The following is a 25,798-nucleotide window of genomic DNA, read 5'->3' on the forward strand; positions in this document are numbered from 1 at the left end:
CTTGAATGTCTGTCGTTATGCACTACGAAAAAATTGTTTTGTCGAATGGATTGCGGGTAATTTTGGCGCCGATGAAAGAGGCGGAAACGGTGACGGTGCTTATCACGACGGCGACGGGGTCGCGATATGAAACGAAGAAAGAGGGTGGGCTTTCGCATTTCTTGGAGCACATGTTTTTCAAGGGGACGAAGAAACGCCCAACGGCTCTTTCGATTAGTGAAGAACTCGATGCGGTTGGCGGGGAATACAATGCCTTCACATCGAAGGATCGAACTGCTTACTATGCCAAAGTTGACAAGAAGCATGCTGAGATGGCGCTTGATATCGTGAGCGATATTTTCCTCAACTCGACGCTTCCGGCAGAGGAGATTGATCGCGAGCGGGGACCGATTTTGCAGGAGCTCAATATGTATGAGGACACGCCAGTGCGACATGTAGGTGATGTATTTGAAATGCTCCTCTACGGAGAGCATCCGCTTGGACGAGACATCATTGGGACGCGAGAGAATATCAAGAGCTTCAAACGCTCGGAATTTATCCGCTATCTCAATCGCGCCTATGTTGCCTCAAATGTCGTTGTTGGCATTGCGGGAAACTTCGATGCCGCTTGGGCAAAGAAGATAATCGAGCGGAGTTTTGCGGATATGCGAACAGGGAAGAATCCCGAGCGAAAGAAAATTACTGAGAAGCAGAAAGCTCCTGCTGTGCTCTTGCAGAGTAAGAAGACTGACCAGACGCACTTCATCCTCGGTGTGCGGACATTTGATTTCTTTCATGCGGATCGATATACGCTTGCGGTTCTTTCGACGATACTTGGTGGTGGCATGTCGAGTCGGCTCTTTATGGCGGTTCGCGAGCGGCGCGGTCTCGCCTATAGTGTGCACACGGGGACGGACGCATATCACGATGCGGGGTATCTCTCGACGCAATGCGGTGTCGAGCATGGCAATCTTGAGAAAACAATCGCGGTTATTCTTGAGGAATACAAGCGAATTGCAACGGAAGCGGTTCCAGAAAAAGAACTTCTGAAAGCCAAGGAACATATCAAGGGAAGTATGGCAATGCATCTCGAATCTTCCGATGATATCGTGGGTTATCTCGTCGATCAGGAGGTGCTGAAGGGTGAAATCGTCCTTCCGGAGAATCGCTATGCAAAAATTGACGCCGTGACCAGTGCGGATGTGCGTCGAGTTGCGGAAATGATTTTCCGTTCCGATCGACTCAATCTGGCTATTATCGGTCCGCAGAAATCAGCCAAGAAATTGGAGAAAATGCTTACTTTGTAAGAATACGTGCAAGAACGTGGGGTGTTGATTGATGTATGCCTTGTGGAATTTCTTTTATGACCAAAGAACAATACATTGAGGCGTGGACGAAGATCTTGTTGCATGGCGTTGTTGCAGCGATAACGCTTTTTTTCCTGTATTTCATTCGCGATATTATCATCGTGTTCTTTGTGGCGATTATTATTACAGCATCGGTTGCGCCGGCTATTGAGCGACTGGAGATGTTTCGGATCCCGCGCATGCTGAGTGTGCTCGGCGTCTACGCGCTTATTGTTGGTGTTCTCGTCACCATTATTTCGCTTATCGTGCCAATATTCTCAAGTCAGATGGTGGAATTCTCAGCAAATGTTCCGCGCTACCTTGAGAGAATCTCGCTTTTTGTAAATGGCATCGATTCATTTTTTCGTATCCACGATGTGCCTCTTGATGGAGCGGCGATGTCGAGTAGCGGCGAATCATCGGGGACGGTTTCGGGAATTTTCTCGACAACGGTAAGTGTCTTTCATGCGATTTTTTCAGTGGTGGTGATTTTTTTCCTCTCGCTCTATATGTCGTTTGAACGGCGCGGTATCGACAAGGTTCTCCGAACGGTGACACCCGCTGAATATGAGGAGCGCGTACTCTATTTCTCTCGGAAAATTCAGGAGAAAATCGGGCAGTGGATGTTTGGGCAATTGCTTCTCATGGCGATTGTGTTTACGTTTTATTTCATCGGGCTTACCGCACTCGGCATTCCCTATGCGCTTCTCTTGGCGCTTCTTGGTGGTTTGCTGGAGATGGTACCCTATGCCGGTCCAACCGTGGCAGCTCTTCCGGCAATTGCTTTGGGACTTCTTGTTTCGCCCTGGTTGGGTGCGGCGGTTGTTCTTCTCTATTTCGTTATCCAACAAATACAGAATCACATTGTTGTACCGCAGGTCATGCGACGTACGGTAGGGCTCAATCCTGTGGCGGTTATTCTCGCGCTCTTGATTGGCGCAAAGCTTGCGGGGATTGCGGGAATATTGCTCGCGGTTCCTTCGGCAGCAGCACTCTCGGTGTTTACGGATGAGTTCTTGGGAACTCGGAAACCCGCGCAGATTGAAGAATAGAGGAGAGAATGGAATATGAAGAATATGGATAATTTTGAAGAAGAAATTCAAATCGACACGGAAGAAAAATCCGAAACTGGAATGCTCTTTGTCGTGGCGACGCCGATTGGGAATATGGAAGATATTACGCTCCGCGCGCTTCGCATTTTGAATGAATGCGATTTGATAATTTGTGAAGACACGCGAGTCGCCAAGAAGCTTTTCTTTAGACACAATGTGTCAAAGCCACTCCTTGCTATTCCGCAGCGAGCAGCAGATGAGAAAATTCGTCGTGTGCTTGATGTTCTTCGAACTGGAAAGAATGTGGCGCTGACGACTGATGCTGGCACACCGGGTGTTTCCGATCCGGGGAACGAGGTCGTGGAAAAGGTGATTGCGGCGGGCTTCTGCGTTTCACCTGTACCGGGTCCGTCGGCGCTTGCAGCGCTTCTCTCGGTCGCTGGAGTGAATACGCAGGAATTTCTCTTCAAAGGATTTCCACCACACAAGAAGGGAAGAGAAACATTTTTTCGTGCTATTGCTCAGTCAAAAGTTCCGGTCGTCTACTACGAATCGCCCTATCGCGTTGTCAAAAATTTGGAACTCCTTGCATCGCTTGCATCAGAAAGAAATGTGATTATCGGACGCGAGCTTACCAAGATGTTTGAGGAAATTCAAAGAGGAAGTGTTGGAGAAGTGCTAGAATATTACCAAAAGAATCCAGGAAAAGTGAAGGGAGAGTTTGTGGTGATGGTGATGTAGAGTGGAATGCGCATTTTTCCAGGATGTTGTGTATATAAAAATGAGGGACGGAAGAAATTATCTCGCGTCCCTATGGGGAATTTGCTTGGAAAGCGTGGCACCTTTGTGTTTCTTGTGCATCTAGTGCGATGAGAAGAGGGAGATGGTGAGGTACAATGTTGTTCCATTTGTGCATCGCACTTCGTAATTTACTGCCCTTCCGTTACGGTCAACAAATCCATTGCTGACGCTTCGAGAAAACTGCACGGCACATCCCTGCTGAGTAGCAATTTCCCGAGCTTGTTCTTGTCGGTAGTCATCGCTTTTTCCGACGAAATAGATATACGATGCAACCAAAAGAAGGGGAATTGCTATGAATAAGAGTAGGTTTGAATGCTTCCTCGGGCGATTTTTTGGGGATAAGCAATGAGGAGGATGAGGATGCCCTCCTATTTGTTGAAAGTTGCTTCTTTGTATAATCATGGTGCTTTCTCCTCGGATGAATTGGTAAAGAAAATTTTACGAAATCGATTACATACTGCAATAAATAAAATATTATGTCAAGATTCTATATTACTACCGCTATCGATTACGTGAATGCGAAGCCACATGTGGGGCATGCGCTCGAGAAGGTGCTTACGGATACAATGGCGCGGTTTCATCGCGCGTGTGGGGAAGAGGTTTACTTTCTTACTGGATCTGACGAGAATAGTTTGAAGAATGTGCAGGGAGCAGAGAAAGCGGGGAAGCCAGTTGGAGAATTTGTCGCAGAGAATGCGGAGTCGTTCCGCGATTTGGGAAAGCTCCTGAATCTCTCCTTTGATGATTTCATTCGAACAACCGAGAAGCGACACTTCGATGGAGCGCAGAAACTCTGGCGTTCATTCAAGGCTGAAGACGTGTATACCAAAAAGTATTCCGGACTCTACTGTGTCGGGTGTGAAGAATTCAAATTGCCGAAAGATTTGATTGATGGGAAATGCCCGGATCACCAAAAAGAACCGGAACTTGTGGAGGAAGAAAACTACTTTTTTCGACTTTCAGCGTATGCTGATATTTTGAAGCAAAAAATAGAGAGCGGCGAGTTACACATTGTGCCGGACTTTCGGAGGAATGAAGTGTTGTCGTTTATTTCGATGGGACTGGAGGACTTTTCCATCTCGCGATCGGTCTCGCGCGCGAAGGATTGGGGTGTGCCGGTGCCGGGAGATCCTTCGCAAATCATGTATGTGTGGGTTGATGCTTTGTCAAACTATATTACGGCTCTTGATTATGCAAGTGGCGGCGTACTCTATGAAAAGTTCTGGGCGAGCGATGGTGAGCGTGCTCATGTGATTGGGAAGGGGATACTGCGATTTCATGCGGTGTATTGGCCGGCAATGCTACTTTCAGCCAATCTTCCAATTCCGACAACGATTTATGCGCATGAATATCTCACTGTGGATGGACAGAAGATGTCGAAGTCGCTCGGGAATATTATTGATCCGGTGGACTTGGTTGCGAAGTATGGCATTGATGGTGCAAGGTATCTTCTTCTCTCAACACTCCCATTCTCCAATGACGGCGATGTGTCATGGGAAAAACTCACTGAGAAATACAACGCCGATCTGGCGAACGGGTTGGGGAATTTAGTGTCGCGTGTTTTGAAATTAGGAGAAAAATTGGAAGATGGAAGCTGGAAGATGGAAGGAAGTAATGAAGGATTTCCAGATGAGTTTGGGAAGTTGCTTGAGAGTTATCATCTAAGTGAGGGATTGGAATATATTTGGAGCATTGTGCGCGAGAGCAATAAATATATTGAGAAAGAGAAGCCATGGGAACTTGCCAAGACGAATCTAGAAAAGTTTGCATTGGTGATGCAGAAGCTCTTGAGAGATTTGGAGCGTATTGCGACTCTCCTTGCGCCATTCCTTCCGGAGACTTCAGAGAATATTCAATCAATGCTTGCTAATCGGAAAGGTGGAATTCTCTTTCAGCGAATCTGAAATGCTATGATTGATACGCATGCGCATATTCATGATGAGATGTTTGATGTCGATCGAGAAGAGATGCTCCTTCGAGCGTTTGACAGCGGCGTGAAACGAATTATCACGATTGGTACCAGTATTTCGGAAAGCGAAGATGCTCTTGCTGCGGCGAAAAAGTACGACAATATTTTCGCAACGGTTGCGGTTCATCCAGAGGAATATTCTAAGCTTCCTGATGAAGAAACGAGGAATTTGTGGATGAAGTGTCTTGGAAAATTGGCGATGGATTCGAAAGTGGTGGCAATCGGGGAATGCGGTCTCGATTATCATGCGTTTAACACTGTTGCGGTGACGGAGAAACAAAAGGAAAGTCAGAAAATCGGATTTCGTGATCATCTCGAGCTTGCAAAGCGCATTGGGAAGCCAGTCGTTATTCATGCGCGCGAGTCGTATAGGGACGTACTTGAAATCGCGCGCGAGTATGTCGGCGATATTCCTTTTGTCGTGCTTCACTGTTATCAAGGCAATACTGAGGTGACAGAAGAGTTTCTCAATCTTGACGAACGCGTTTTGTTTTCCTTTGCGGGGAATATTACGTATCCGGTGAAAAAGTCACTTGTAGGGACGAAAGGCGATATTCTCGAGAGCATACGACTCATACCAATTGAGCGAATGCTCACTGAAACCGATTGCCCGTATCTCGCGCCACAAGCATATCGCGGAACTCGGAATGAACCAGCGTATGTTATGGAAGTTGCTCGAAAGATTGCGGAAGTAAAAAAAGTTTCTTTTAAAGAAGTCGAGCGCGCGACGGAAGAGAATACGAATCGATGTTTTCCAAGAAAGTTTGCCAGTTAGTAGGTGGGCGGTCTATCTTATTCTTATTGTCAAAAACGCTCTAAATTGAAGCGTTTTTTCTGTTTTTAATCACGTACTTGACACACGCAACTTAGTTGCGTTATCGTGTAAGTATGGAAAAAGCGAACACTATTTTGAATAATCTCCGGAAAAGGGATTTCGCCGATCTCTCGCGCGAGAGGAAATTCTTTCTGTGCTCGTAAGCGCTTCGAAACCGGTTTCGGTATTTGAAATTCTTGATATACTTTCCAGAAAAAAGAGGGTGTTCAATAAGACGACGCTCTATCGCGAGATGGAAGTTCTGAAAAAAGAAGGGTATGTGAAAGAAGTTTTCTTTCGAAACGATACGGCGCTTTACGAGCTTGTTGGGGAACATCACCATCATCTTGTTTGCACCTCATGTGGTGACGTTCGAGATGTACACCTTGAAGAATCTCTCGAGTGTGAAGAAAGAAAATTGGAACGTCGTGAACATTTTATCATTCTCGATCATTCACTTGAATTTTTTGGCAAGTGTAAGGAGTGTCAGTAAGTTTTTAGGATTATAAGAAAACACGTATGAAAAAGCTGGTATATTTTTTTGTTCTCGCGATCTTTGTTTGTGGAGGCGCATATGCTGTATTTTGGAACTTGGGGAAGGAGTCGTCGTCTACTCTTCATCAGCCAGGGAAGCTTCAAGTCGTGGCGAGTTTCTACCCGTTGTATTTTTTCTCTCAGCAAATTGGTGGCGACAAGGCGAGTGTGACGAATATTGTGCCAGCGGGAGCGGAGCCACATGATTATGAACCGACTGCGCAAGATATGGCACGGATGGAAAAGAGTGGACTCATCATTTTAAACGGAAGCGGACTTGAATCATGGGGCGATAGTATTGGAAAAAATATCAATACAGCCAAGACTATTATTGTTGTTACAGGAGAAGGCTTGACGACGCGAGAGATGACGCGAGAGGACCAGCTTACGACAGATCCGCATGTGTGGCTTGACCCGGTGTTCGCTGGGAAAATGGTAGAGAATATTACTCGCGGGTTCGAGGCTGCTGATCAGGAAAATGCGATCTATTTTCGTGAAAACGCCAACCAACTCCTCGAGAAATTGAAAGATGTGGATATCGCGTATCGAAGTGGTCTTCAAAAGTGTGCGGAGAAAAATATTATCACATCTCATGATGCATTTGGCTATCTTGCAGCGGAGTATGGATTCAATCAGGTGTCGATCGCAGGTTTGTCGCCCGATGCCGAACCATCGCCCTCGCAGCTTGCCGACACTGTACAATTCGCCAAAGTGAACAATGTCAGGTATATTTTCTTTGAGAGCCTCGCGAGTCCAAAGCTTTCGCAAACAATCGCGACTGAAGTCGGCGCGCAGACGCTCGTGCTCAATCCGATTGAGGGGTTGAGCGATGATGAGATATCAAAAGGCAAAGATTATTTCTCGGTTATGTATGATAACCTCAAAAATTTGCAAACAGCACTGCAATGTACTCAATAGATCACGCGGACAACATTTTTGAAGTTGAGAACATTTCTTTCTCGTATGACGGGAAAGAAAATGTTCTTCAGGGTATCACGCTCGCGATTCATCGTGGGGATTATGTCGGGCTCGTGGGTCCCAATGGTGCCGGGAAGACGACACTTCTCAAAATCATGCTTCATCTCCTCTCTGCGGAGAGTGGCACGGTGCGACTTTTTGGGAAAGATATTCATGAATTCTCAGAGTGGAACAAAGTTGGGTATGTGCCACAGACGGCGGTGCGTTTCGATGTGCATTTTCCTGCGAGTGTGTACGAAGTGGTATTGATGGGTCGATACAAGAATCGGCGGCTTTTTCAGCAAATGAATGCATCCGATCGCGAGGCAGTGCAGGAGGCGCTTTCCAAAGTGGGTATGCTGGAATATCAAGATCGGCTTATTGGGGATCTCTCTGGCGGGCAACAGCAGAGAGTCTTCATTGCTCGCGCGCTCGTGAATCAGCCGGAAATACTCTTCCTTGATGAGCCAACGACCGGCGTCGACAAGAAGACGCAAGAGAGTTTCTATACATTGCTCAAGAGGCTCAATAGCGAATTTGGCATCACGCTCGTGCTTGTGTCTCACGATATCGATCGCATCACGCAGGAGGTGATGCATATTGCCTGCATCGACCGATCACTTATTCGGTATCTCTCACCCGAAGAGTATCGTGCAGAAAGTGCATCGGCAGACATCTTTGAACGTGATATCAAGGTAGAGCCACATCGCCATCACTACGCCTGATTATGATAGAAAATATCTTCCAATATAGCTTTATCCTCCGCGGTCTCGAAGCGGGCATTATCGTCGCTTGTGTTGCGCCGCTTATTGGTACATTTCTCGTATTGCGACGATATTCTCTGATTGCCGATACGCTGTCTCATGTGTCCCTTGCGGGTATTGCTCTCGGACTGCTTCTGAAGGTGAATCCGCTTTTGATGGCGCTTGGTGCGACGACAGTGGCGTCACTTGGTATTGAGCGTTTGCGAAATTCGAAACGAGTCTATGGTGAGTCGGCGCTTGCTCTCTTTCTCTCGGGAAGTCTTGCCTTAGCAGTCGTGCTTCTGAGTCTTGCAAATGGCTTCAACTCGAGTCTTTTTAACTATCTCTTTGGGAGCATTGTGACCGTGACAGAGAATGATGTGCTTGTCATCGGTGTCGTCTCAGCATTTGTTATTATTGTATTGTTCGCGCTCTTCAAACCATTGCTCTATGTCACCTTCGATGAAGAAGCGGCACAAGTGAGTGGTATGCCGACGCGATTCCTCAATCTCACACTCATATTGCTCACGGCACTCACCGTTTCTGTGGCTATTCCTATTGTGGGCGTGCTCCTCATTGCGGCGCTCATGGTGATTCCGGTCATTGCGGCACTGCAGTGGAAGCGGGGATTTACGGGGACAATCATTATTGCAGAAATTATATCGATACTCTCAGTACTTACGGGTATCATTGCCTCGTTTTATCTCAATCTCGCAACGGGAGGGACTATCGTGCTCATTATGCTCTTTGCGTTTATCATTTCTTTGTTTGTCAATAGGCAGTAGAAGTGATATTTTTTGGTTCTTGAAAAACATCAATGCTCGGGAGCATTGATGTTTTGGTGTCCTGAATTTCAAAGGGTTCTTTGCGTCATCGACGAATATCGACGTGTTCAATGAAGGGGAGGAGTCTGGCTCGGGCACTATTGAGGTCTACAGATTTGTTTCGTGCGCTTTTTGCAAGTGTCGGATCGTAGAGTTTTATATCTCGGAATTCCTGGAGCGCGAAGTGTCGTGCACCGCGAATCCATTTGCCGATTTCTTGGAAGTCATCTTCGGTGTGTATGCCCGGAACGACCGTGGTGCGGAATTCATAGTCGGCGCCACTCTCCATGATAATGCGAACGCTCTCTTGGAAGCGACTGATATCGATATCGGTATTGCCGGAGGCGAGTGGATATTTCTCCGGCGTGTGTTTGATATCCATCGCCCAAAAGTCTACGAGCTTGGTCTCGGCGATTTTCCGGACAATATTCGGGAAAACACCATTGGTGTCGAGCTTCACCAAAAAGCCCATATTTTTTATCTTTCGAATGAAATCGAGAAGATCAGCGTGGAGTGTCGGTTCGCCACCCGTGATACAGATACCGTCGAGTTTGCCTCCTCGTTTCTTGAGAAAATTCAGAAATTCATCGGTCTTGTCGCCACCCGTTTTCGCAAGGTACTCTTTGCTCGGCTCTATGAGCTCGGGGTTGTGGCAGAAAGGGCATCGCAAGACACAGCCGAGCGTAAACACCGTCGCGGCGAGTTTGCCGGGGTAGTCGAGGAGTGTGAGTGGTTGGTAGCCGGCGATATACATAATGCGATGGGCTTGCAATTTTGACGTATTTCTTCGTCGCAAATTCCGATACTCGACACGGTATGACTCCATACAGCTTATTCTGCTTCTCATTTGCGCCTCGAAATAAACTCAAAATTGCAAGCCTTGGTAGTATTGAGAAATATGCAGATATCCCTAGGCGACGGATGGGGTGTACTCCAAGCGGTCGGCGTATTCTTGTTGCTTGCCCTTGTTCCATTGCTCGACGGGGCGGATATAGCCGACGACGCGCGTGTAGGTTTCGGTTTTCTGGAAGTCGGAGAGTTCCGGTTTTGCCTCATGGCACGCGCGACACTTCGCCATTGTTTTCCCGTTCACTTCGTAGGGCATATACTCTGCCCCTCTCTCGAGCGCCTTCCCACAATCATGACAGGTTATCTTTTGCATAACTTTTTTCCTAACAAATTATTTGTTTAGAGTCTGTTGAGAAGGGCTGTTTTTCAGAAAAAATTGTTTTTTTACTTGTCTACGCTTGCTCCGAAAGCCGCAAAAAAACAATTTTTTCTGAAAAACAGTGCGAGAAGTACGCCTTTTTGATACTTTTTTAGCAGGCTCTCAGACTTTTTGATATTCCTTTGTGGTTGAAATAGTGATGCATTGTGGGCACGTCTTGTGTTCGCCGGGGAGGTAACCGTGGGTGGGACAGACGCTGAAAGTGGGAGAGAGTGTGAAATAGGGGAGATGGTATTTCTCGGCGATACGGCGGACGAGAGTGCGTGCCATATCGGGGTCATTGATGCGTTCGCCCAAGAATCCGTGGAGGACGGTGCCGCCCGTGTACTGCGTCTGCAGGTTATCCTGGAGGTCGAGGGCTTCGAAGATATCGTCGGTAAAGCCAACAGGAAGATGCGAAGAATTGGTGTAGTAGGGTTCGGCGTGTCGAGTCTGCACTTCTTTCTGATTGGCAACGATGATATCAGGATAGTGTTTCTTGTCGAGGAGCGCGAGGCGATAGGCGGTGCCTTCGGCGGGAGTCGCTTCGAGATTGTAGAGATTATTGGTCTTTTCTTGGTAGTTTCCGATATGCTCGCGCATGTGTGTCAGAATTCTCTTGGCAAATGCCTGACCTTTTTCGGTGGTGATATCGGTATGGATGAGATTTTGAATGGCTTCATTGGTGCCGACGAGTCCAATGGTGGAGAAATGATTCTTCCAGTATTGATGGAATCGCTTCTTGATATTTCCGAGGTAGAATTTTGTATAGGGGTAGAGGCCCTTTTCGGTGAGTTGCTCGACGATTTTCCGTTTGACTTCGAGGCTTTCTTGAGCGATGTCCATGAGGCGATCAAGACGCTTGAAGAAATCCTTTTCATTCTTGGAAAGGTAGCCGATTCGAGGGAGATTGATAGTGACGACGCCGATTGAGCCGGTTAGGGGATTGGCGCCGAAGAGTCCGCCGCCGCGCTTCCGAAGTTCGCGATTGTCGAGGCGTAGGCGACAGCACATACTGCGCGCGTCGTCCGGACTCATGTCGGAATTGACGAAGTTGGCGAAGTAGGGGATGCCATATTTGGCGGTCATTTCCCAGAGCGGAGCATAGGCGGGATTTTCCCAGTCGAAATTCTTGGTGATGTTGTAGGTCGGGATAGGGAAAGTGAAGATACGTCCCGAAGCATCTCCTTCGCACATTACTTCGGCAAAGGCGCGGTTGATCATTGCCATCTCCGTGGCGAAGTCGCCATAGGTTTCTTTCTGTGGCTCGCCGCCGATGATGACGTGGTTCTTTGCGAGAATCTTGGGCGGGATGATGTCCATCGTGATGTTCGAAAACGGCGTTTGGAATCCGACGCGCGTCGAGACATTCATGTTGAAGACGAAAGATTGGATTTCCTGTTTTACCTGTGCATAAGAAAGTTTGTCTTTTCGAACGAAGGGAGCAAGGAGTGTGTCAAAGTTGGAGAATGCCTGCGCGCCGGCGACTTCGCCCTGGAGGGTGTAGATAAAATTAACCATTTGTCCCAAGATTGATCCCAGGTGCTTGGCAGGTTTGCAAGAAACTTTGCCAGGGACGCCGGTGAAGCCTTGTCGCAAGAGGTCTTCGAGATCCCAGCCACAACAGTAGGCAGAGATGAGTTGGAGATCGTGAATATGGAGATCGCCGGATTCGTGGGCATCACGCACTTCTTTGGAATAGATTTTGTTCATCCAGTACTTGGTGCTGATAGCACTCGAGACATAGTTGTTGAGCCCTTGGAGAGAATACGCCATGTTTGCATTTTCCTTCACAAGCCAGTCGAGATTGCCGATGTATTTGTCGACGAGGTGCACGGCTTTGACGAGAGATTCTTCCGTTTCGCGGACTTCCGCGTGTTGCTGTCGGTAGAGGATATAGGCTTTGGCGGTGTCATGAAAGCCTTCGGACATGAGGACGGTTTCGACGAGGTCCTGAATCTCTTCTATTTTTGGAATGAAGGGACCGAGGTTTTGCTTTGCGTAGTGTCGAGCTTTCTTTTCGAGGAGGGAGAGGACTTTCTTGCCGACGCGTGCGGCGTCTTTTTCACTTCCTTCCGTGGTTGCAAAGAGCGCTTTCTCGATGGCATTAATAATCTTGTACGGATTGAACGATGTGGTTCGTCCACTTCTTCTTCGTACGGATTCGATGGATACTTTCTCTGTTTTCTTTCTTTGTTTCATACGGTTTTTGTCTAGAATATTCGATTTTGGAGAAAAGAAAAACCGTGGACATCAAGACCTCCCCCACGGAGTGCGCGTTTCCGTTGTGCGCCTCCTCATTATCTTCCAAAGTTTCTAACTCGTAAAGTTTCCTTTGGTGGAAAGAAAAATGGTATACTTTGAAGAGCACTGTCTCGCGGAAGTATTCGGCAGAAATTCTTTTTTACTTGTCTATGCATGCTCTGAAAGCCACAAAAGAAGAATTTCCACCAAATGCAGCGCATCATTTGAAGAAGAAATAATCCATCATTTTCTGCCGTATGAACATTCAGTCTTTGTTTGAGCCGAAATCAATCGCTATTGTGGGAGCATCGACGAAGGTTGGGAGTGTCGGAAACGACATCGTGAAGAATTTGGTCGAGCAAAAATATCAGGGCGAAATATACCCAGTCAATCCAAAGACTGATTCACTCTATGATCGACGCTGTTACCCACATCTTGCGGCGATTGAGGGAGAGGTTGATTGCGCTATTATCGCGGTCCCAGCGCCAATTGTGTCAACTGTTTTGCGAGAGGCAGTGGCAAAGCAAGTGAAAAGCGCGGTGGTTATTTCCGCCGGGTTTCACGAAGCAGGGAATGCCGAACTCGAGCGGGAAATCTCCGATATTGCACGTTCGGGTGATATGGCGCTTCTTGGTCCGAATTGTCTCGGTGTAGTCAATCCGCATCTCTCCATGAATGCCTCTTTTGCGCGGACGCTTCCGAAGAAGGGCAATATCGCATTTTTATCACAAAGCGGCGCACTCGGAACAGCCGTGCTCGATATGGCAGCAAATATCGGTGTGGGTTTCTCGAAATTTGTGAGTCTTGGGAATAAAGCGCTTCTTGATGAGTCGGCACTGCTTGAATATTTTGCAAATGATAGGAAGACGAAGGTGATTGCTATATACGCCGAGGATCTTCGAAATCCTACGGCAATTAAGAATGTGGCGCGCGCGATGGCACTGGCAAAGAAGTCGAAACCAATCATCATACTCAAATCAGGGAAAACATCGGCAGGTGCACAGGCGCTTTCATCGCACACCGGGTCTCTTGCGGGAAATGATGCGAGTTATGAGGCGCTCTTTGAGGAGGCGGGGATTCTTCGTGCCGAGACAGCGGAAGAGCTCTTTTTGCTGGCGCGAGGTTTCTCGCTTCTCCCGCTTCCTCTGGGGAAAAATATTGCCGTACTCACCAATGCCGGCGGTCCGGGTGTGCTCTCTGCGGATGCGGCGCTTGAGTCAGGACTTTCGCTTGCGCCGCTTTCTGAGGCGACGATGACCGAATTGCGTTCGTTTTTGCCACTAGCTTCGGGTGTGAAAAATCCAGTTGATATCTTGGGCGATGCAAAAAGTGACCGCTATGCTCGTGCGCTCGACACGATTCTTCTCGATACGTCCGTTCATATGGTGATGGTGGTGCTCACGCCACAGTCTATGACGGATGTTGAAGCAATAGCAGAAGTAATCGCGGAGCGTGCCAAAGTGGCTACTGTGCCAATGGTTGCTGCCTTCATGGGAGGGAAGCTGGTTGCTGGTGGCATCAAAGTGCTTCTGCGAAAAAAGGTCCCTGTAGTCGGGTTTCCGGAAGATGGCATACATATGCTCGCCGCACTCGCGCACTTTCGCGAAATGCGAGAAGAGATGCGGGTTGATGCGGGAGATTTCTCAGGATTCGAAGCATCGGGAACGATTGACCGGTCGCGAGTCGAAGCGATTTTCCATGAAATAGAAGTATCTGGACGGAAGGCGTTGTCGGCAGTGGAGACGCTCGAGGTGTTTTCGGCGTATGGACTCTCTCTGCCTCGATATGCTGTTGCAACGACTGCCGAAGAGGCGAGTCGAGTGGCACGTGAGATTGGCACACCTTGTGCGCTGAAAATTCTGTCGGAAGACATCACACACAAGAGCGACGCAGGCGGTGTCCTTCTCAATATCTCGCCGGAAAATGCCGGAGCGTCGTTTCAGGCGATTATAGACCGTGTGAGAGCTTCTTCTCCCGAGGCGAAGATAGAGGGCGTATTATTTATGGAAATGGCAGCAAGGGGTGGTATTGAACTCATTGCGGGCAGCTTCCGCGATCCAAACTTGGGACAGACTATTATGCTCGGGAGTGGCGGTATCTATGTCGAAATTTTGAAAGACGCGGCGTTTGGTCTCGCTCCGGTTTCTCGGAATCGTGCCGAAGAAATGCTTCGGAAACTCCGAATCTTCCCGCTGCTCGATGGTGCGCGCGGTGGCACGAAATACGATGTTGCTTCCGTCGTTGAATGCGTCGGTCGCCTCTCGCAACTTCTCGCTGATTTCCCCGCTATCCACGAACTCGACATCAACCCAATTATCGTCTATCCGCAGTCTTCAGAGAGCACACATGCTCTCATTGTCGATGGTCGACTGTCATTGTGAGTCAAGGTAAGCGTGAGAGCTTGTCTATTTCTTCATGAACTCTATGCTGTCGATGGTGATGTTTTCTTTGGGGTGGTCGTTTTTGTTGGTGTCGACTTTTTCTATTTTGTTGACGACGTCCATGCCATCCGTCACTTCGCCGAAGTTGGTGTATTTGCCGTCCAAGAGCGGTGTCGATTTGGCGGTGACGATGAAGAATTGTGAACCATTTGTGTTTGGTCCGGAGTTTGCCATGGCGACGGAGCCTTCGATGAGTTTGTGTGAGTTTATCTCGTCGTCGAAAGCGTAGCCGGGTCCGCCTTGTCCGTCGTCCGACCAATTCTCATCTTTAGAATTGGGGTCGCCTGCTTGGATGATGAAACCCTTGATGACGCGATGGAATCGGATGCCGTCATAGAAATTCTCGCTGGCGAGTTTGAGAAAGTTATTCACGGTTTTTGGCGCGTCGTCATTGTAGAAGTGCACCGTAATATTTCCTTTGCTTGTTTTGATAATAGCGCCATCGTATTTCTTGAGGAATTTCAAATCGGCGTCTTTTTGAGAGGTATCTTCTTTGACAGCAGGGCTTTCTGTTGTTGGTTTCACATTGGTTGACGCTGGATTGCTTTGAGTTGAATCTGGCGAATCTGCCGATGTCTGATCGTCGGCGACTTGCGGCGAGGGTGCTGTTTGTGGCATTGCCTGAGCGGGTCGCTTCTGCGTTGACTGTGGAGTTGCTCCTGTAGCAGCAGCTCCGGAACTTTCGCCGAAAGCTCGCGAGAGATACGTGTAATCGCCCGCTTTTTTGCTCTGCAGCGTTTCTGCTGCTGGCTCTTGCGAGCATCCGGAGAGCGTGAGTGTAGCAATGAAGAGAATTGCGGAGAGGACTATTTTTTTCATAGGATTCTTCGGGGATTTTGCTTCCATTGTAGGGGAAAATGAGATTTCTCTCAAGATTCGCCGATATCGACGAGATGGGTTTTCTGTGGTATATTTCTCGGTACTTTATTGTTCAGGATTCTTTGAGTATGTCTCGAAAAAACTGCTTTTTGGCGGTGCTCAATCTTCTGCTTGCGGGGTCGTTTTCAATGCTCGCAGCACGGATGTTTGTGGCGATGACGGATGGTTACTTTTTTCTTCTCTGGAATTTGTTCTTGGCGGTGATACCATATGCGTTCGCTGTAGCATTTGAACGAATTGCTCGGAAGAGTGTTTCCATGACGTGGAGTGCGTGGGTCGTGTTTTTTCTCTGGCTCTTTTTCTTTCCAAACGCGCCATATATCGTGACGGATTTCGTGCATTTGCCATGGGAATATATGTGGTCACGGAATTTTATCTACGATTTTTCACTCATTGCTGTGTTTGCGGTGACGGGATTGCTCTTGGGAATGGGGGCACTCTTTCGGGTGCATCGTGTGCTTCGGCGGATGATTGGTGATATGTGGGCAGGTTTCATGATAGTCTCGGTGATTTTTCTTTCGGGCGTAGGGATGTATCTTGGGCGGTTTCTTCGGTGGAACAGTTGGGATGCATTTCTCAATCCTCTCGAGATGCTTCGTGATACCGTTTCGCACTATGGCGATCCGGTATGGTTTGGTCGTGCCGTCACGCTTTCGTGTTTTTTTGCGATATTTATCGGGCTGTCGTATCTCCTCTTTGTAGCTGCATACTGGCTTCTCGGGTTGCGAGAGAATCGTGCTCGCGAGTGTGTTGGCAGAAACGATGAATAAACACTATTCATCCGTATCCTCGGCAAGGGTTTTCTTGACACGGAGTGTGGTGGTTTCTTTTCCGATTGTTTTCGCTTCAGACTCTATTGCCGTGCGTGTTTCGAGTGGAAGTGAGGCGAGTGTTTTCTTGACGAGTGTCTGATTGACAGCAAGGACGCTTTCCCACTTGCCAAGCGGCTCGAGGTAATCGCGAAGTTTGTTGGCATCGTAGTCATATTTCTGCGTTCGTGCTCGCTCGATGATTCCGGCATCACCGAAAAGCCGTTCAACATCTTCGGCGTCCATATATTCCAGTATGGTCGCCTGGAGTTTCATGAGCTTTTGTTTGTCGAGCTCAATCGCACGTTTGGTGGCGAGGTAGTCATTGACGGCTTGTTCTTTTTCCTCGGTGGTTGCGGTGCGGAGCTCACGGAATTTGTGTTTCCACATGGGGCAGATCTTCTGAAAGCCGCACCAATCGCAAAGGGGATTTACACGCGGCTCAAAGTGCCCGGCTTCTATTTCTTGGATTGTCTCCAAGAAAATATCGTCAACTTTTTGGAGGTCTCCTGCGGTTCTTGTTGAGGAAAGTTTTACGCCGTGCTTGAGAAAATAGAGGCTTACCGTGAGACTTTCCAGATGCTCAGCCTCTTTTGGATAGCGGGCGAGGAATGCTTTGGCATAGACGGAGAGTTGGAGATTGTGATCGACGTCCGCTTGGGAGGGCATCTTGCGTCCGGTTTTGTAGTCGATGATTTCGTAACCGGTCGGTGTCTTGTCGATGCGATCGATGATGCCCTTTATGGTATGTGTCGTGCCAGTTGAGTCGGCAATCTCTATTTGAAACGGACTTTCGAGCGCGATGATGGCGAAGTCTTTTGGGTCATTGTGTTCGGCGTAGCGTCGGATTATATCGACGCCAGCGGAGAAAGCGGCGCGCTCCTCATCTGGGTTATCATAGACCGCGTCATTCCAGTTTTTGGAGAAATGATTGAGCGCGTCTTCGAGCGAAGGCGGGAGAAGTGCTGGCTCATGGAAAAATTTCAGCGTTGAATGAACGAGTGTTCCAAAGACTGCTTCTTTCGACTTCGGCTCTCTCAGCCGGTTGATTTCCTTGAATTTGTACTTCAGCGGGCACGTCTGATACGTGCCGAGAGATGAGTAGGAGAGGCGCATAAAGGGTTTTGTTAACTGTCAGCTGTTAGCCCGAGAACTATTGCTGTCCACACTGTAGCAAGAAAAAAAGAAAAGAAAAACCGGTCTGCATATGCGAATGAGACCGGTGGTTGGAGTGGTTTGTCCGAAAACCATAGTTTTCGAATTTTTGTTCAGGTTCTTGAGCGGTGGTCGCGACACTAGCTTGGAACGACCGTATCTTGATTGGCCAACCTGATAATGCTGTTGGCTATACAGCGGACAATGTGAGTGTTTCTTTCTGCGGCTCGAGGAGGCCAGTAGTCCTCTGTATTTAGCGCTTCCGCCTCTTTTGCTTTAAGGAGAGAAAGGATTGCTGGATCACGATTTTTTATTTTTTCCTCGATATCTCCCAATGCGCCGAGATATCCTATGCCGATATTACTTTTGGTAAGAACATGCTCCGAGATGTGTTGTTGGAGCAGGGTGAGCGCCATCGGAAGAATTCTATGATCGCCTGCTGAGAGCTCTATCGTCTTTGTGACCGAAGAACTTATGTGGTATATGAGGGGTATTCTCTTGGACACTTCAGCTCTCCTATTTGCATGGTTTTGGACTGGGTTGTGAAAGAATTGATTTCCTGCTACAGTAGCGAGAAACTTACTTTATGTCAAGAGAAAACAATACCTTTCGTCTCGTGGCGCCGTATGTTCCGGCAGGGGATCAGCCGAAGGCGATAGCGTCGCTTGTTTCGGGGTTGCGAGCGGGAATGAATCGGCAGACCCTCTTGGGGGTGACGGGATCAGGGAAGACCTTCACGATGGCAAATGTGATTCAGCAGATAGGGAAGCCGGCTCTGGTCATCGCACACAACAAGACGCTTGCTGCACAGCTTGCTCAGGAATATCAGGGGTTTTTCCCCGATGCGGCGGTGCACTATTTCGTCTCGTACTACGACTTCTATCAGCCGGAGGCATATATTCCCGCAAGCGATACGTATATTGAGAAAGACGCCGCAATCAATGTGGAGATCGAGCGGTTGCGGCATGCGTCGACGCAGGCGCTCCTCACGCGTCGCGACACGATTATCGTCGCGTCGGTGTCGTGCATCTATGGCTTGGGGTCGCCGGAAGAATACGAACGCGAGAATATGCGGGTCGAACTCGGCATGCCGTGTTCGCGTGCGGAATTTCTTCGGGCGCTTATCGGTCGGCATTTCGAGCGGACGAATGTCGATCTCTCGCCAGGCACATTTCGTGCGATGGGAAATCGAATCGAGGTGATGCCGGTGCAAGAGAAAGCCATCTTCGAAATCGAGCTCTCGGGAAATGCAATCGGGCGAATTCGGAAAATAGACCCCGTGTCGCAAACCATTCTCGAAGAGCCAAGCAATTTTTTTCTTTTCCCGGCAAAGCATTTCGTGACGACAGAAGAAGAGCAGAAAAAATCACTCGTTTCCATTCGGACTGAGCTGGAGGAACAGCTCAAAAAAATGACGGACGCCGGGAAACTTCTTGAAGCAGATCGACTCAAACGCCGGACAAACTATGACCTCTCGATGATTGAGGAAATCGGCTATACCAATGGTATTGAGAATTATTCGCGGCACCTTTCGGGGAAGGCGCCCGGCGAGCCGCCTGAGACGCTGCTCTCGTATTTCCCGAAGACTCCTGATGGGCAGTCGGACTTCCTCACTATTATTGATGAATCGCACGTCACACTTCCACAAATTCGTGGCATGTATGCGGGTGACCAGTCACGCAAGAAGACGCTTGTCGAGCACGGCTTTCGACTTCCGTCCGCGCTCGACAATCGTCCGCTTCGTGGCGAAGAATTTGAGGCGCGTGTCGGGCAGACTCTTTTTACGTCCGCGACGCCGGGCGATGAAGAACGGCGAACGAGCAAGAATATCGTCGAGCAAGTGATACGCCCGACGGGACTCGTCGATCCTCTGCTGATAATTCAGCCCGTTCGCGCTGATGGAGAATATGCCGGACAGATCCAAAATTTCATCGCCGAAGCGGAGAAAGAAATCGCCAAAGATGGCAGAGTTATTGCAACGACACTGACCAAGAAGATGGCGGAAGACCTCTCGACATTTCTCAAGGAGAAGAACATCAAGGCAGAATATTTGCACAGCGATGTGAAGACAATCGATCGGATTCGCATTCTCACTAATTTTCGCAAGGGAAATTTCGACTGTCTTGTTGGTGTGAACTTGCTGCGCGAAGGGCTTGATCTTCCCGAGGTGACATTTATCGGCATTTTGGACGCGGACAAAGAAGGATTCTTGCGATCGGAAACCGCGCTTATTCAGACAATCGGACGCGCGGCGCGAAATGTTTCGGGGCGCGTCGCACTCTATGCGGATAGAGTGACTGGTTCACTCAAGCGCGCAATCGACGAGACGAATCGCCGTCGTGATATTCAGCTCGCGTACAATGTCAAGCACAACATTACGCCGATCACTATCCGCAAGGAAATTCACGACATTACCGATAAGATGGAAAGTGATCACGATCGCGCCGTCCGCGCCGATCTCGCGCTCGATGAAAAAGTATTTGGTAATGACAAAAAGAAACTCATTCGCCGAAAGAAGAGCGAGATGAATGAAGCCGTGAAAGTTCTCGACTTCGAAACCGCCGCTCTCTTGCGCGACGAGATACAGGAATTAGAAGGACTTGAAAAGAAGTAAAGGCGCGCGTATGCTCCAGAGTCGGACTTCGACGGTAGTGTAACAAGAGGGGAATGAGATGAATGCGGAAAAAATCGTGATGAACGTACAGAGATATGTCGGTAGATTGGAAGAAGCAATACTCGTGATGTTGTTGAGTAGGGGAGTTGGTGAATGGGTGAATGTAGGACGAATATCGAAGCATCTTCAAGACACGATGGGTATACGCGCCACGATTGGCTCGGTGCATTCGACACTTGCGCGGTTGGAAATGAAAAGTTTAGTGAAGACGCGGCTTGAATCCATGCAAGAATACTCTGGGAGGCGGTTGAAAAAGCCGACAGGACGCCGACGCAAGATGATTCAAATCACCCCAGCTGGCAGGAACATGACGATACTTGTACGCGAATGTACAGATCGTATCTGGGGTTCTCAAGAAGATTGAAACGTGGGGAATAAAAACATGACGGCTGTTCTATCTTTGAACAGCCGTCTTTTTTCTCGAGAGTTTCAAAAGTTATGCCGATAGTGTTGTGCTGCCGGCGATCTGAATATTTCGAAATTATATCCCCCAAACGGCGAAGAAGAGGAGGGTGAGCAGGATTCCGACTAGGGCGCCGACAGCGACTTCTTCGGGTTTGTGTCCGACACGCTCTTTGAGGCGAGGGAAATTTGATTCGTCGAGTTTGAGCTCTTTGGTGAGATTGTTGAGATAGCGTGCATGCTCGCCCATGTAGACGCGCAGACGAAGTGCGTCGAAGACAACGATGATGGCGAGCGTGAGCGCGATGGCAAATGATGTCTTGGTGAAGCCATCGATGAGGGCGACGGTTGTCACGAGGGAAGAGACGAACGCCGTGTGCGCGCTCGGCATGTGTCCATAGGCTATCGAGTAGCGCAGATCCCAGCCGTGTTTGCGACAGTAATTGGCAAACTTGATACCCTCAGTGATGATGCCGACGAGAATCGGAATTAGGAAGAGCATAATTTCGTTTCGAATCATAAGAAGAAAAATAAAGAATGAAAAATAATTAAGTAATCAGTCTTTCTTATACCACTTCGGTTCCAAAGGAGTATCTCGTCCTTTGCTTTGCGATTTGTACCAAATTCCTACTGATCCGCCAATCATATTGAACATTGTATCGAGATATTCTTCTACATTCCCACCTTCTTTTCGCTTTCCATTGAGGAATTGCAAGTTAAATCCGGCTATGTATGCTTCGTATTCCATTAGCTCTATAGGCATTCCTGAACTCTGATTTTCTTGAAAGGCATGGATGAGTTCATGTTCAAATGTACCTAAGTTCTTTGAATAGGTCTCGAGGTCGTTTCTGTTGATATCTATACCAATTTTGTTTGACTCTGGAAGAAAGACTCCACCTGCCGCATGGTTTTCAGCGAAAAATTTTCCACATTCGCTTTTGGATCGTATGGCAACGTTGGAATTTTTTGCCATTTCTCGGAGCATTTTTTCATATTCACTTGGCTGATCAAACCGCATATCCCTTTGCGGTAAACGGTATTTGGATCGAATAATATTTTGATCTTGAATAAGGCGATCTAAAAAAGTCGGATCATTCAGTTTTAGCCCGGTTATATGCTCGGCAAGCTGATGACTGAATTTTTCTGGACTTTTTTCTTTAGATACTTCTTGTGGTAGCGTGTTTTCTTCTCTGCTCTCCTTTGGTGGTGTCGGGTTTTCGAATCGATTCATAGAATTACCTCTTTTTAAGTACCAATCAATAAACATATTCTTCTTGTTTGTTGATTATACTAATTATACAACGCTTGTTCTTTTTTTGATATTATACTGCTTTTCATTGGGGGATTTTTGTGTTAGTGTTGAGGTGTTGGGAATAAGTATTTTGCTTTAACGAAGACGATTTTCTTCGGAATTTCCGGAGGTGGTCGGCTCGCACGTCTATGGCGATTTATATTTTGCTTGGAATAGTGGTCGTTCTTGTGGTGTGGGGAGTAGCGGCATACAATGGCTTGGTTATGTTCAAGAATCGCGCTGGAGAAGCGTGGAGCGATATCGATGTTCAGCTCAAACGTCGCTATGATCTCATCCCAAATCTGGTAAGTACAGTGAAAGGCTATGCTGCACATGAGTCCGGTGTTTTCCAGAAGGTGACCGAGGCGCGGAGTCAGGCAATGCAAGCAGGTGGCACAGTGGAGAAAGCGCAGGCGGAGAATATGCTCTCGGGTGCCCTGAAGAGTCTCTTTGCGGTTGCAGAAGCGTACCCCGATCTCAAAGCGAATCAGAATTTCCTCGAGCTTCAGCGCGAGCTCTCCGATACGGAAAACAAGATTCAGGCATCACGTCGCTTCTACAATGGTGTCGTGATGGAGTACAACACGAAGATAGAAACCGTTCCGACAAATATCATTGCTAACATGTTCACCTTTACCAAGCGCGAATTCTTCGAACTCGAAGAAGAAGCAGCAAAGCAACCGGTGAAAGTGGAATTTTAGTATTTCTGTATGGCAACTCTGTATACGAGTTATGACAAGAACACTCGATTGACCTGGGCTTATATCACGGGGTTTTTGGTGTTTGTGATTGGGGTGGGGTATGTGTTTGCGGGCGCGATGCAGTCGAGTGCGATTCTCTACGGGGCGGTGATTTTCTCAATCATTATGAGCTTTGGCTCCTATTGGTGGAGTGACAAGATCGTGCTCGCGATGAGCGGCGCCAAGGAAGTGACGCATGAGAATGGTCGCGAGATTTATCGTCTCGTTGAAAACCTCTGCATCACAGCGGGGTTGCCGACGCCCAAGATTTATATTATCGAAGATTCTGCGATGAACGCTTTTGCGACAGGACGCGATGCGAAGCACGGCGTGATTTGTCTCACAACAGGTATTATCAACCGGCTTGAGAAAATAGAGCTTGAGGGAGTGATTGCACATGAATTGTCGCATATCGGGAATCGTGATATTTTGCTCTCGACGGTGGTTGTGGTGATGGTGGGATTTGTGACACTTCTCGCGGATTGGTTTCGTAACTGGGCGTTTTTCGGTCGGCGAAGCGATGATCGTGAGAGCGGGCAATTGCAATTTGTTTTTATGATTCTCGCCATCGTACTCTCTATTCTCGCGCCGATTGCTGCCGTGCTTATGCAGCTCGCCATTTCGCGAAAGAGGGAATTCTTGGCAGATGCGTCAGGTGCGCTTCTGACTCGTTATCCAGAAGGACTTGCGAGTGCCCTTTTGAAGATTTCGGGCGACACGGAGCCACTCGAAGCCGCGAATCGCGCGACAGCTCATCTCTATATTGCCAACCCTTTTAAGGGTAAGAAGATGATGAATCTTTTCATGACACATCCGCCGATGGAAGAGCGGATTGCGGCACTTCGTGGGATGAAACTCTAGCGCGTATTGCGAGGTGGTGTATACTTCTAAGGTGAGACCTTCATAAATTTTTTAGACACACGATATGTCAGAAGAAACATCTGAGAAAAAGGAAGAGAATGCAAAAGCATGGGAAACCGTACATGAGGGTGCTGAGGCACCGAAGGTGGATAAGGATGTTGAGGAGAACAAGGTTGTCGCGGCGCTGAGTTATCTCGGACCCCTCTTTTTCATTCCGCTTTTTCTCAAACGTGAGAGCCCGTTTTGTCAGTTTCATGCAAAACAAGGGTTGGCGCTTTTCATTGTCTGGATAGTCGGGAAGTTTGTCTTTTGGTTCCCGATATTTGGGTGGGCGATCGCAATCGCAGTTGCGGTGCTCAATATTATGGCTTTAATAAAGACTCTTGCCGGGGAGAAGTGGGATATACCGCTTATTGGAGACCTTGCAAAGAAAATCAACATCTAGGATCCGTCTTCGCGCGTTGTGAGACATGGGTTTCTGCGAGAATTTTTGCTTGCTCGGGGAAGGAAAAAGGTGTGAAGCCTTTTTTCTTTTGCCTCTTGCCGATTTTCCTGATAGGATACTCCGGGTGGCATTTCGAATGAAATTTTTAGTGCGTTCTATCTCTCAATAAAACCTGTATGAAAAAGAATACCAAGATCGTGGCGACGATTGGTCCGGCATCGGAGTCGAAGGAGAAATTGCGCGAGATGGCAGAGGCGGGCATGAATGTGGTGCGACTTAATTTTTCTCATGGCGAGTATGCTTGGCATGAGATGGTAATCAATCGCGTGCGTGAGGTGTCTGAAGAATTGAAGCGTCCGATTGCTATTCTTGCGGATATTCAGGGTCCGCGTATTCGGACTCAGATAGACGAACCGTTTCACGTTGCAAAGGGGGATGCAGTCTTTGTGGGAGATATTTCAAATGAGGCGGAATTTCCAAAGACGCGCGGGCATTGGTTCTTTCTTGACCAGCCGAATATTGTTCACGATATCAATGTCGACGATCTCATTTTGGTGGAAGACGGTCTCTTGCAGTTTCGCGTCATGAAGAAGGAGGGGAATGTTCTCGAACTTGAGGCGGTGAATGATGGTGAAGTGAAAAATCACAAAGGTGTAAATCTTCCCGACTCAAAACTTCAGCTCCCGGTTATTACTGAGAAGGATACGCGAGATCTTCATTTCGTTGTGGAGCATGGTGTTGACTATGTCGGGCTCTCGTTTGTCGGGAATGCCGATGATATCCGCTTGGCACGCACAGTGATGGCGGAGGGCGGTCTTGCGGAATCGGCACTGCCCAAGATTGTGGCAAAGATTGAGCGAAAAGAAGCGGTCAAGAATCTCAGTGAAATCGTGCATGAAGCGGATGCGGTGATGGTGGCGCGCGGCGACCTCGGCATCGAGCTTCCCGAGACGCGCGTCGCTATTTTGCAGAAAGAAATCATTGCGGCGAGTCTCTCTGCTGTGCGACCGGTTATCGTGGCAACACAGATGATGAAGTCTATGACTGAGAATCCTCGTCCGACGCGTGCCGAAGTGAGTGATGTCACCAATGCCGTCATCGATCATGCGGACGCCGTGATGCTCTCGGAAGAGTCGGCAATGGGGAAGTATCCCGTCGAGACGATTCGCACGATGAGTGAAATCATTGCCAGTACCGAAGAGTCGCCCTTCGACAATGTATATCAAACTATCGGCATGAATCTTCGTTCCGAATATGCGACCATGGTGCGGAGTGTCTACGAGCTTGCAAAGAGCTATGATGCCGAAATTATCCTCCTTATGAGCGAGAGCGGTTTTACGGCGCGACTCATGTCGCATTTCCGACCGGATTCGCGACTCTTCGTGGCGACGAATAATCAAAATGCATGGAATCGGATGGCACTCTTCTGGGGAGTTGACGCGACGCTTTTTGCGGATAATACTCAACTTGACGGCATCATCGATCGACTCATTGAGAAGCTTCTCGCCGAAGGCAAGGTCAAAAAAGGCGAGCGCGCCGTCCTCTGCCTCGGCCGCCACCGCAAGAGCGACCAGCTCCAGCTCGTCGGCGTACGAGAGATTGGGTAACCATTCTTTTATAAGTTGCCATGG

The 25,798-nt window shown here is 48.3% G+C and carries 25 protein-coding genes; 17 read left to right on the forward strand and 8 right to left on the reverse strand.

Annotated features, from left to right (window positions below):
* The first annotated feature begins 17 nt into the window (after positions 1 to 17).
* The 9 genes from IPJ67_00915 (at position 18) to IPJ67_00955 (ending at position 8,980) form a co-directional block, all read left to right on the forward strand.
* Positions 18 to 1,286 (forward strand): insulinase family protein, encoded by a 1,269-nt coding sequence (locus IPJ67_00915; protein ID QQR77698.1) that lies wholly within the window; start codon positions 18 to 20, stop codon positions 1,284 to 1,286.
* Positions 1,287 to 1,342: 56 nt separating this feature from the next.
* Positions 1,343 to 2,377 carry an AI-2E family transporter gene (locus tag IPJ67_00920; protein QQR77699.1) on the forward strand — a complete coding sequence of 345 codons (1,035 nt, stop codon included), beginning with the start codon at positions 1,343 to 1,345 and terminating at the stop codon, positions 2,375 to 2,377.
* Positions 2,378 to 2,392: 15 nt separating this feature from the next.
* Positions 2,393 to 3,118, forward strand: a complete 726-nt coding sequence (gene rsmI / locus IPJ67_00925) for a 16S rRNA (cytidine(1402)-2'-O)-methyltransferase (GenBank protein QQR77700.1) — start codon at positions 2,393 to 2,395, stop codon at positions 3,116 to 3,118.
* 536 nt (positions 3,119 to 3,654) lie between these two features.
* Positions 3,655 to 5,082: a methionine--tRNA ligase gene (locus tag IPJ67_00930; GenBank protein QQR77701.1), complete on the forward strand. Its 1,428-nt coding sequence runs from the start codon at positions 3,655 to 3,657 to the stop codon at positions 5,080 to 5,082.
* 6 nt (positions 5,083 to 5,088) lie between these two features.
* Positions 5,089 to 5,922: a TatD family hydrolase gene (locus IPJ67_00935; protein QQR77702.1), complete on the forward strand. Its 834-nt coding sequence runs from the start codon at positions 5,089 to 5,091 to the stop codon at positions 5,920 to 5,922.
* A 184-nt stretch (positions 5,923 to 6,106) separates the two neighbouring features.
* Entirely contained in the window at positions 6,107 to 6,454 is a 348-nt protein-coding gene (locus tag IPJ67_00940; GenBank protein ID QQR78022.1) for a transcriptional repressor, read from the forward strand.
* Positions 6,455 to 6,480: 26 nt separating this feature from the next.
* Entirely contained in the window at positions 6,481 to 7,413 is a 933-nt protein-coding gene (locus IPJ67_00945) for a zinc ABC transporter substrate-binding protein (GenBank protein ID QQR77703.1), read from the forward strand.
* The gene (locus IPJ67_00950; protein ID QQR77704.1) at positions 7,401 to 8,177 is read left to right on the forward strand and encodes a metal ABC transporter ATP-binding protein; all 777 of its coding nucleotides are present in this window, start codon (positions 7,401 to 7,403) and stop codon (positions 8,175 to 8,177) included. Before IPJ67_00945 ends, IPJ67_00950 begins: the two co-directional genes overlap by 13 nt.
* Positions 8,178 to 8,179: 2 nt before the next feature.
* Positions 8,180 to 8,980, forward strand: coding sequence for a metal ABC transporter permease (locus IPJ67_00955; GenBank protein ID QQR77705.1), 801 nt, complete (start codon positions 8,180 to 8,182; stop codon positions 8,978 to 8,980).
* An 85-nt stretch (positions 8,981 to 9,065) separates the two neighbouring features.
* On the opposite strand, the gene IPJ67_00960 is transcribed toward IPJ67_00955, so the two are convergent.
* The 3 genes from IPJ67_00960 to IPJ67_00970 all read right to left on the reverse strand — a co-directional run bounded on the left by IPJ67_00960 (position 9,066) and on the right by IPJ67_00970 (position 12,428).
* Positions 9,066 to 9,845: an anaerobic ribonucleoside-triphosphate reductase activating protein gene (locus IPJ67_00960; GenBank protein ID QQR77706.1), complete on the reverse strand. Its 780-nt coding sequence runs from the start codon at positions 9,843 to 9,845 to the stop codon at positions 9,066 to 9,068.
* A gap of 84 nt (positions 9,846 to 9,929) precedes the next feature.
* Positions 9,930 to 10,181: a hypothetical protein gene (locus tag IPJ67_00965; GenBank protein QQR77707.1), complete on the reverse strand. Its 252-nt coding sequence runs from the start codon at positions 10,179 to 10,181 to the stop codon at positions 9,930 to 9,932.
* A gap of 168 nt (positions 10,182 to 10,349) precedes the next feature.
* Positions 10,350 to 12,428 (reverse strand): ribonucleoside triphosphate reductase, encoded by a 2,079-nt coding sequence (locus IPJ67_00970; GenBank protein ID QQR77708.1) that lies wholly within the window; start codon positions 12,426 to 12,428, stop codon positions 10,350 to 10,352.
* Positions 12,429 to 12,727: 299 nt separating this feature from the next.
* On the opposite strand from IPJ67_00970, the gene IPJ67_00975 reads away from it, so the two are divergent.
* A complete protein-coding gene (locus IPJ67_00975) occupies positions 12,728 to 14,851 on the forward strand; it encodes an acetate--CoA ligase family protein (GenBank protein ID QQR77709.1) in 2,124 nt (707 codons plus the stop codon).
* 24 nt (positions 14,852 to 14,875) lie between these two features.
* Here the strand turns inward: IPJ67_00975 and IPJ67_00980 are convergent, their stop codons facing one another.
* Positions 14,876 to 15,529 (reverse strand): peptidylprolyl isomerase, encoded by a 654-nt coding sequence (locus tag IPJ67_00980; GenBank protein QQR78023.1) that lies wholly within the window; start codon positions 15,527 to 15,529, stop codon positions 14,876 to 14,878.
* Between the two features lie 329 nt (positions 15,530 to 15,858).
* On the opposite strand from IPJ67_00980, the gene IPJ67_00985 reads away from it, so the two are divergent.
* Positions 15,859 to 16,560, forward strand: a complete 702-nt coding sequence (locus IPJ67_00985) for a DUF1361 domain-containing protein (GenBank protein ID QQR77710.1) — start codon at positions 15,859 to 15,861, stop codon at positions 16,558 to 16,560.
* Positions 16,561 to 16,563: 3 nt separating this feature from the next.
* Here IPJ67_00985 and IPJ67_00990 read toward each other — a convergent pair whose 3' ends face one another.
* Positions 16,564 to 17,715 (reverse strand): PD-(D/E)XK nuclease family protein, encoded by a 1,152-nt coding sequence (locus tag IPJ67_00990; GenBank protein QQR77711.1) that lies wholly within the window; start codon positions 17,713 to 17,715, stop codon positions 16,564 to 16,566.
* A gap of 179 nt (positions 17,716 to 17,894) precedes the next feature.
* Positions 17,895 to 18,260 carry a hypothetical protein gene (locus tag IPJ67_00995; GenBank protein QQR77712.1) on the reverse strand — a complete coding sequence of 122 codons (366 nt, stop codon included), beginning with the start codon at positions 18,258 to 18,260 and terminating at the stop codon, positions 17,895 to 17,897.
* 80 nt (positions 18,261 to 18,340) lie between these two features.
* On the opposite strand from IPJ67_00995, the gene uvrB reads away from it, so the two are divergent.
* Positions 18,341 to 20,368 (forward strand): excinuclease ABC subunit UvrB, encoded by a 2,028-nt coding sequence (gene uvrB / locus IPJ67_01000; GenBank protein ID QQR77713.1) that lies wholly within the window; start codon positions 18,341 to 18,343, stop codon positions 20,366 to 20,368.
* 58 nt (positions 20,369 to 20,426) lie between these two features.
* Positions 20,427 to 20,792, forward strand: a complete 366-nt coding sequence (locus IPJ67_01005) for a hypothetical protein (GenBank protein QQR77714.1) — start codon at positions 20,427 to 20,429, stop codon at positions 20,790 to 20,792.
* Between the two features lie 117 nt (positions 20,793 to 20,909).
* Here IPJ67_01005 and IPJ67_01010 read toward each other — a convergent pair whose 3' ends face one another.
* Both IPJ67_01010 and IPJ67_01015 read right to left on the reverse strand, forming a co-directional pair.
* The gene (locus tag IPJ67_01010; protein QQR77715.1) at positions 20,910 to 21,350 is read right to left on the reverse strand and encodes a divergent PAP2 family protein; all 441 of its coding nucleotides are present in this window, start codon (positions 21,348 to 21,350) and stop codon (positions 20,910 to 20,912) included.
* Positions 21,351 to 21,386: 36 nt separating this feature from the next.
* Positions 21,387 to 22,061 (reverse strand): hypothetical protein, encoded by a 675-nt coding sequence (locus IPJ67_01015; GenBank protein QQR77716.1) that lies wholly within the window; start codon positions 22,059 to 22,061, stop codon positions 21,387 to 21,389.
* 209 nt (positions 22,062 to 22,270) lie between these two features.
* Between IPJ67_01015 and IPJ67_01020 the strand changes: the two genes are divergently transcribed.
* From IPJ67_01020 to pyk, 4 genes are all read left to right on the forward strand, one after another.
* On the forward strand, positions 22,271 to 22,822 hold the full coding sequence (locus IPJ67_01020) for a LemA family protein (protein QQR77717.1): 552 nt from the start codon (positions 22,271 to 22,273) through the stop codon (positions 22,820 to 22,822).
* Positions 22,823 to 22,831: 9 nt separating this feature from the next.
* On the forward strand, positions 22,832 to 23,722 hold the full coding sequence (locus IPJ67_01025) for a M48 family metallopeptidase (protein ID QQR77718.1): 891 nt from the start codon (positions 22,832 to 22,834) through the stop codon (positions 23,720 to 23,722).
* A 64-nt stretch (positions 23,723 to 23,786) separates the two neighbouring features.
* Complete coding sequence (locus tag IPJ67_01030; GenBank protein QQR77719.1) at positions 23,787 to 24,167, forward strand: DUF4870 domain-containing protein; 381 nt, start codon at positions 23,787 to 23,789, stop codon at positions 24,165 to 24,167.
* Positions 24,168 to 24,343: 176 nt separating this feature from the next.
* Positions 24,344 to 25,774: a pyruvate kinase gene (gene pyk / locus IPJ67_01035; GenBank protein QQR77720.1), complete on the forward strand. Its 1,431-nt coding sequence runs from the start codon at positions 24,344 to 24,346 to the stop codon at positions 25,772 to 25,774.
* Positions 25,775 to 25,798 lie beyond the last annotated feature (24 nt).

This window comes from Candidatus Moraniibacteriota bacterium (assembly GCA_016699385.1).
Lineage (GTDB): Bacteria > Patescibacteriota > Minisyncoccia > Moranbacterales > UBA1568.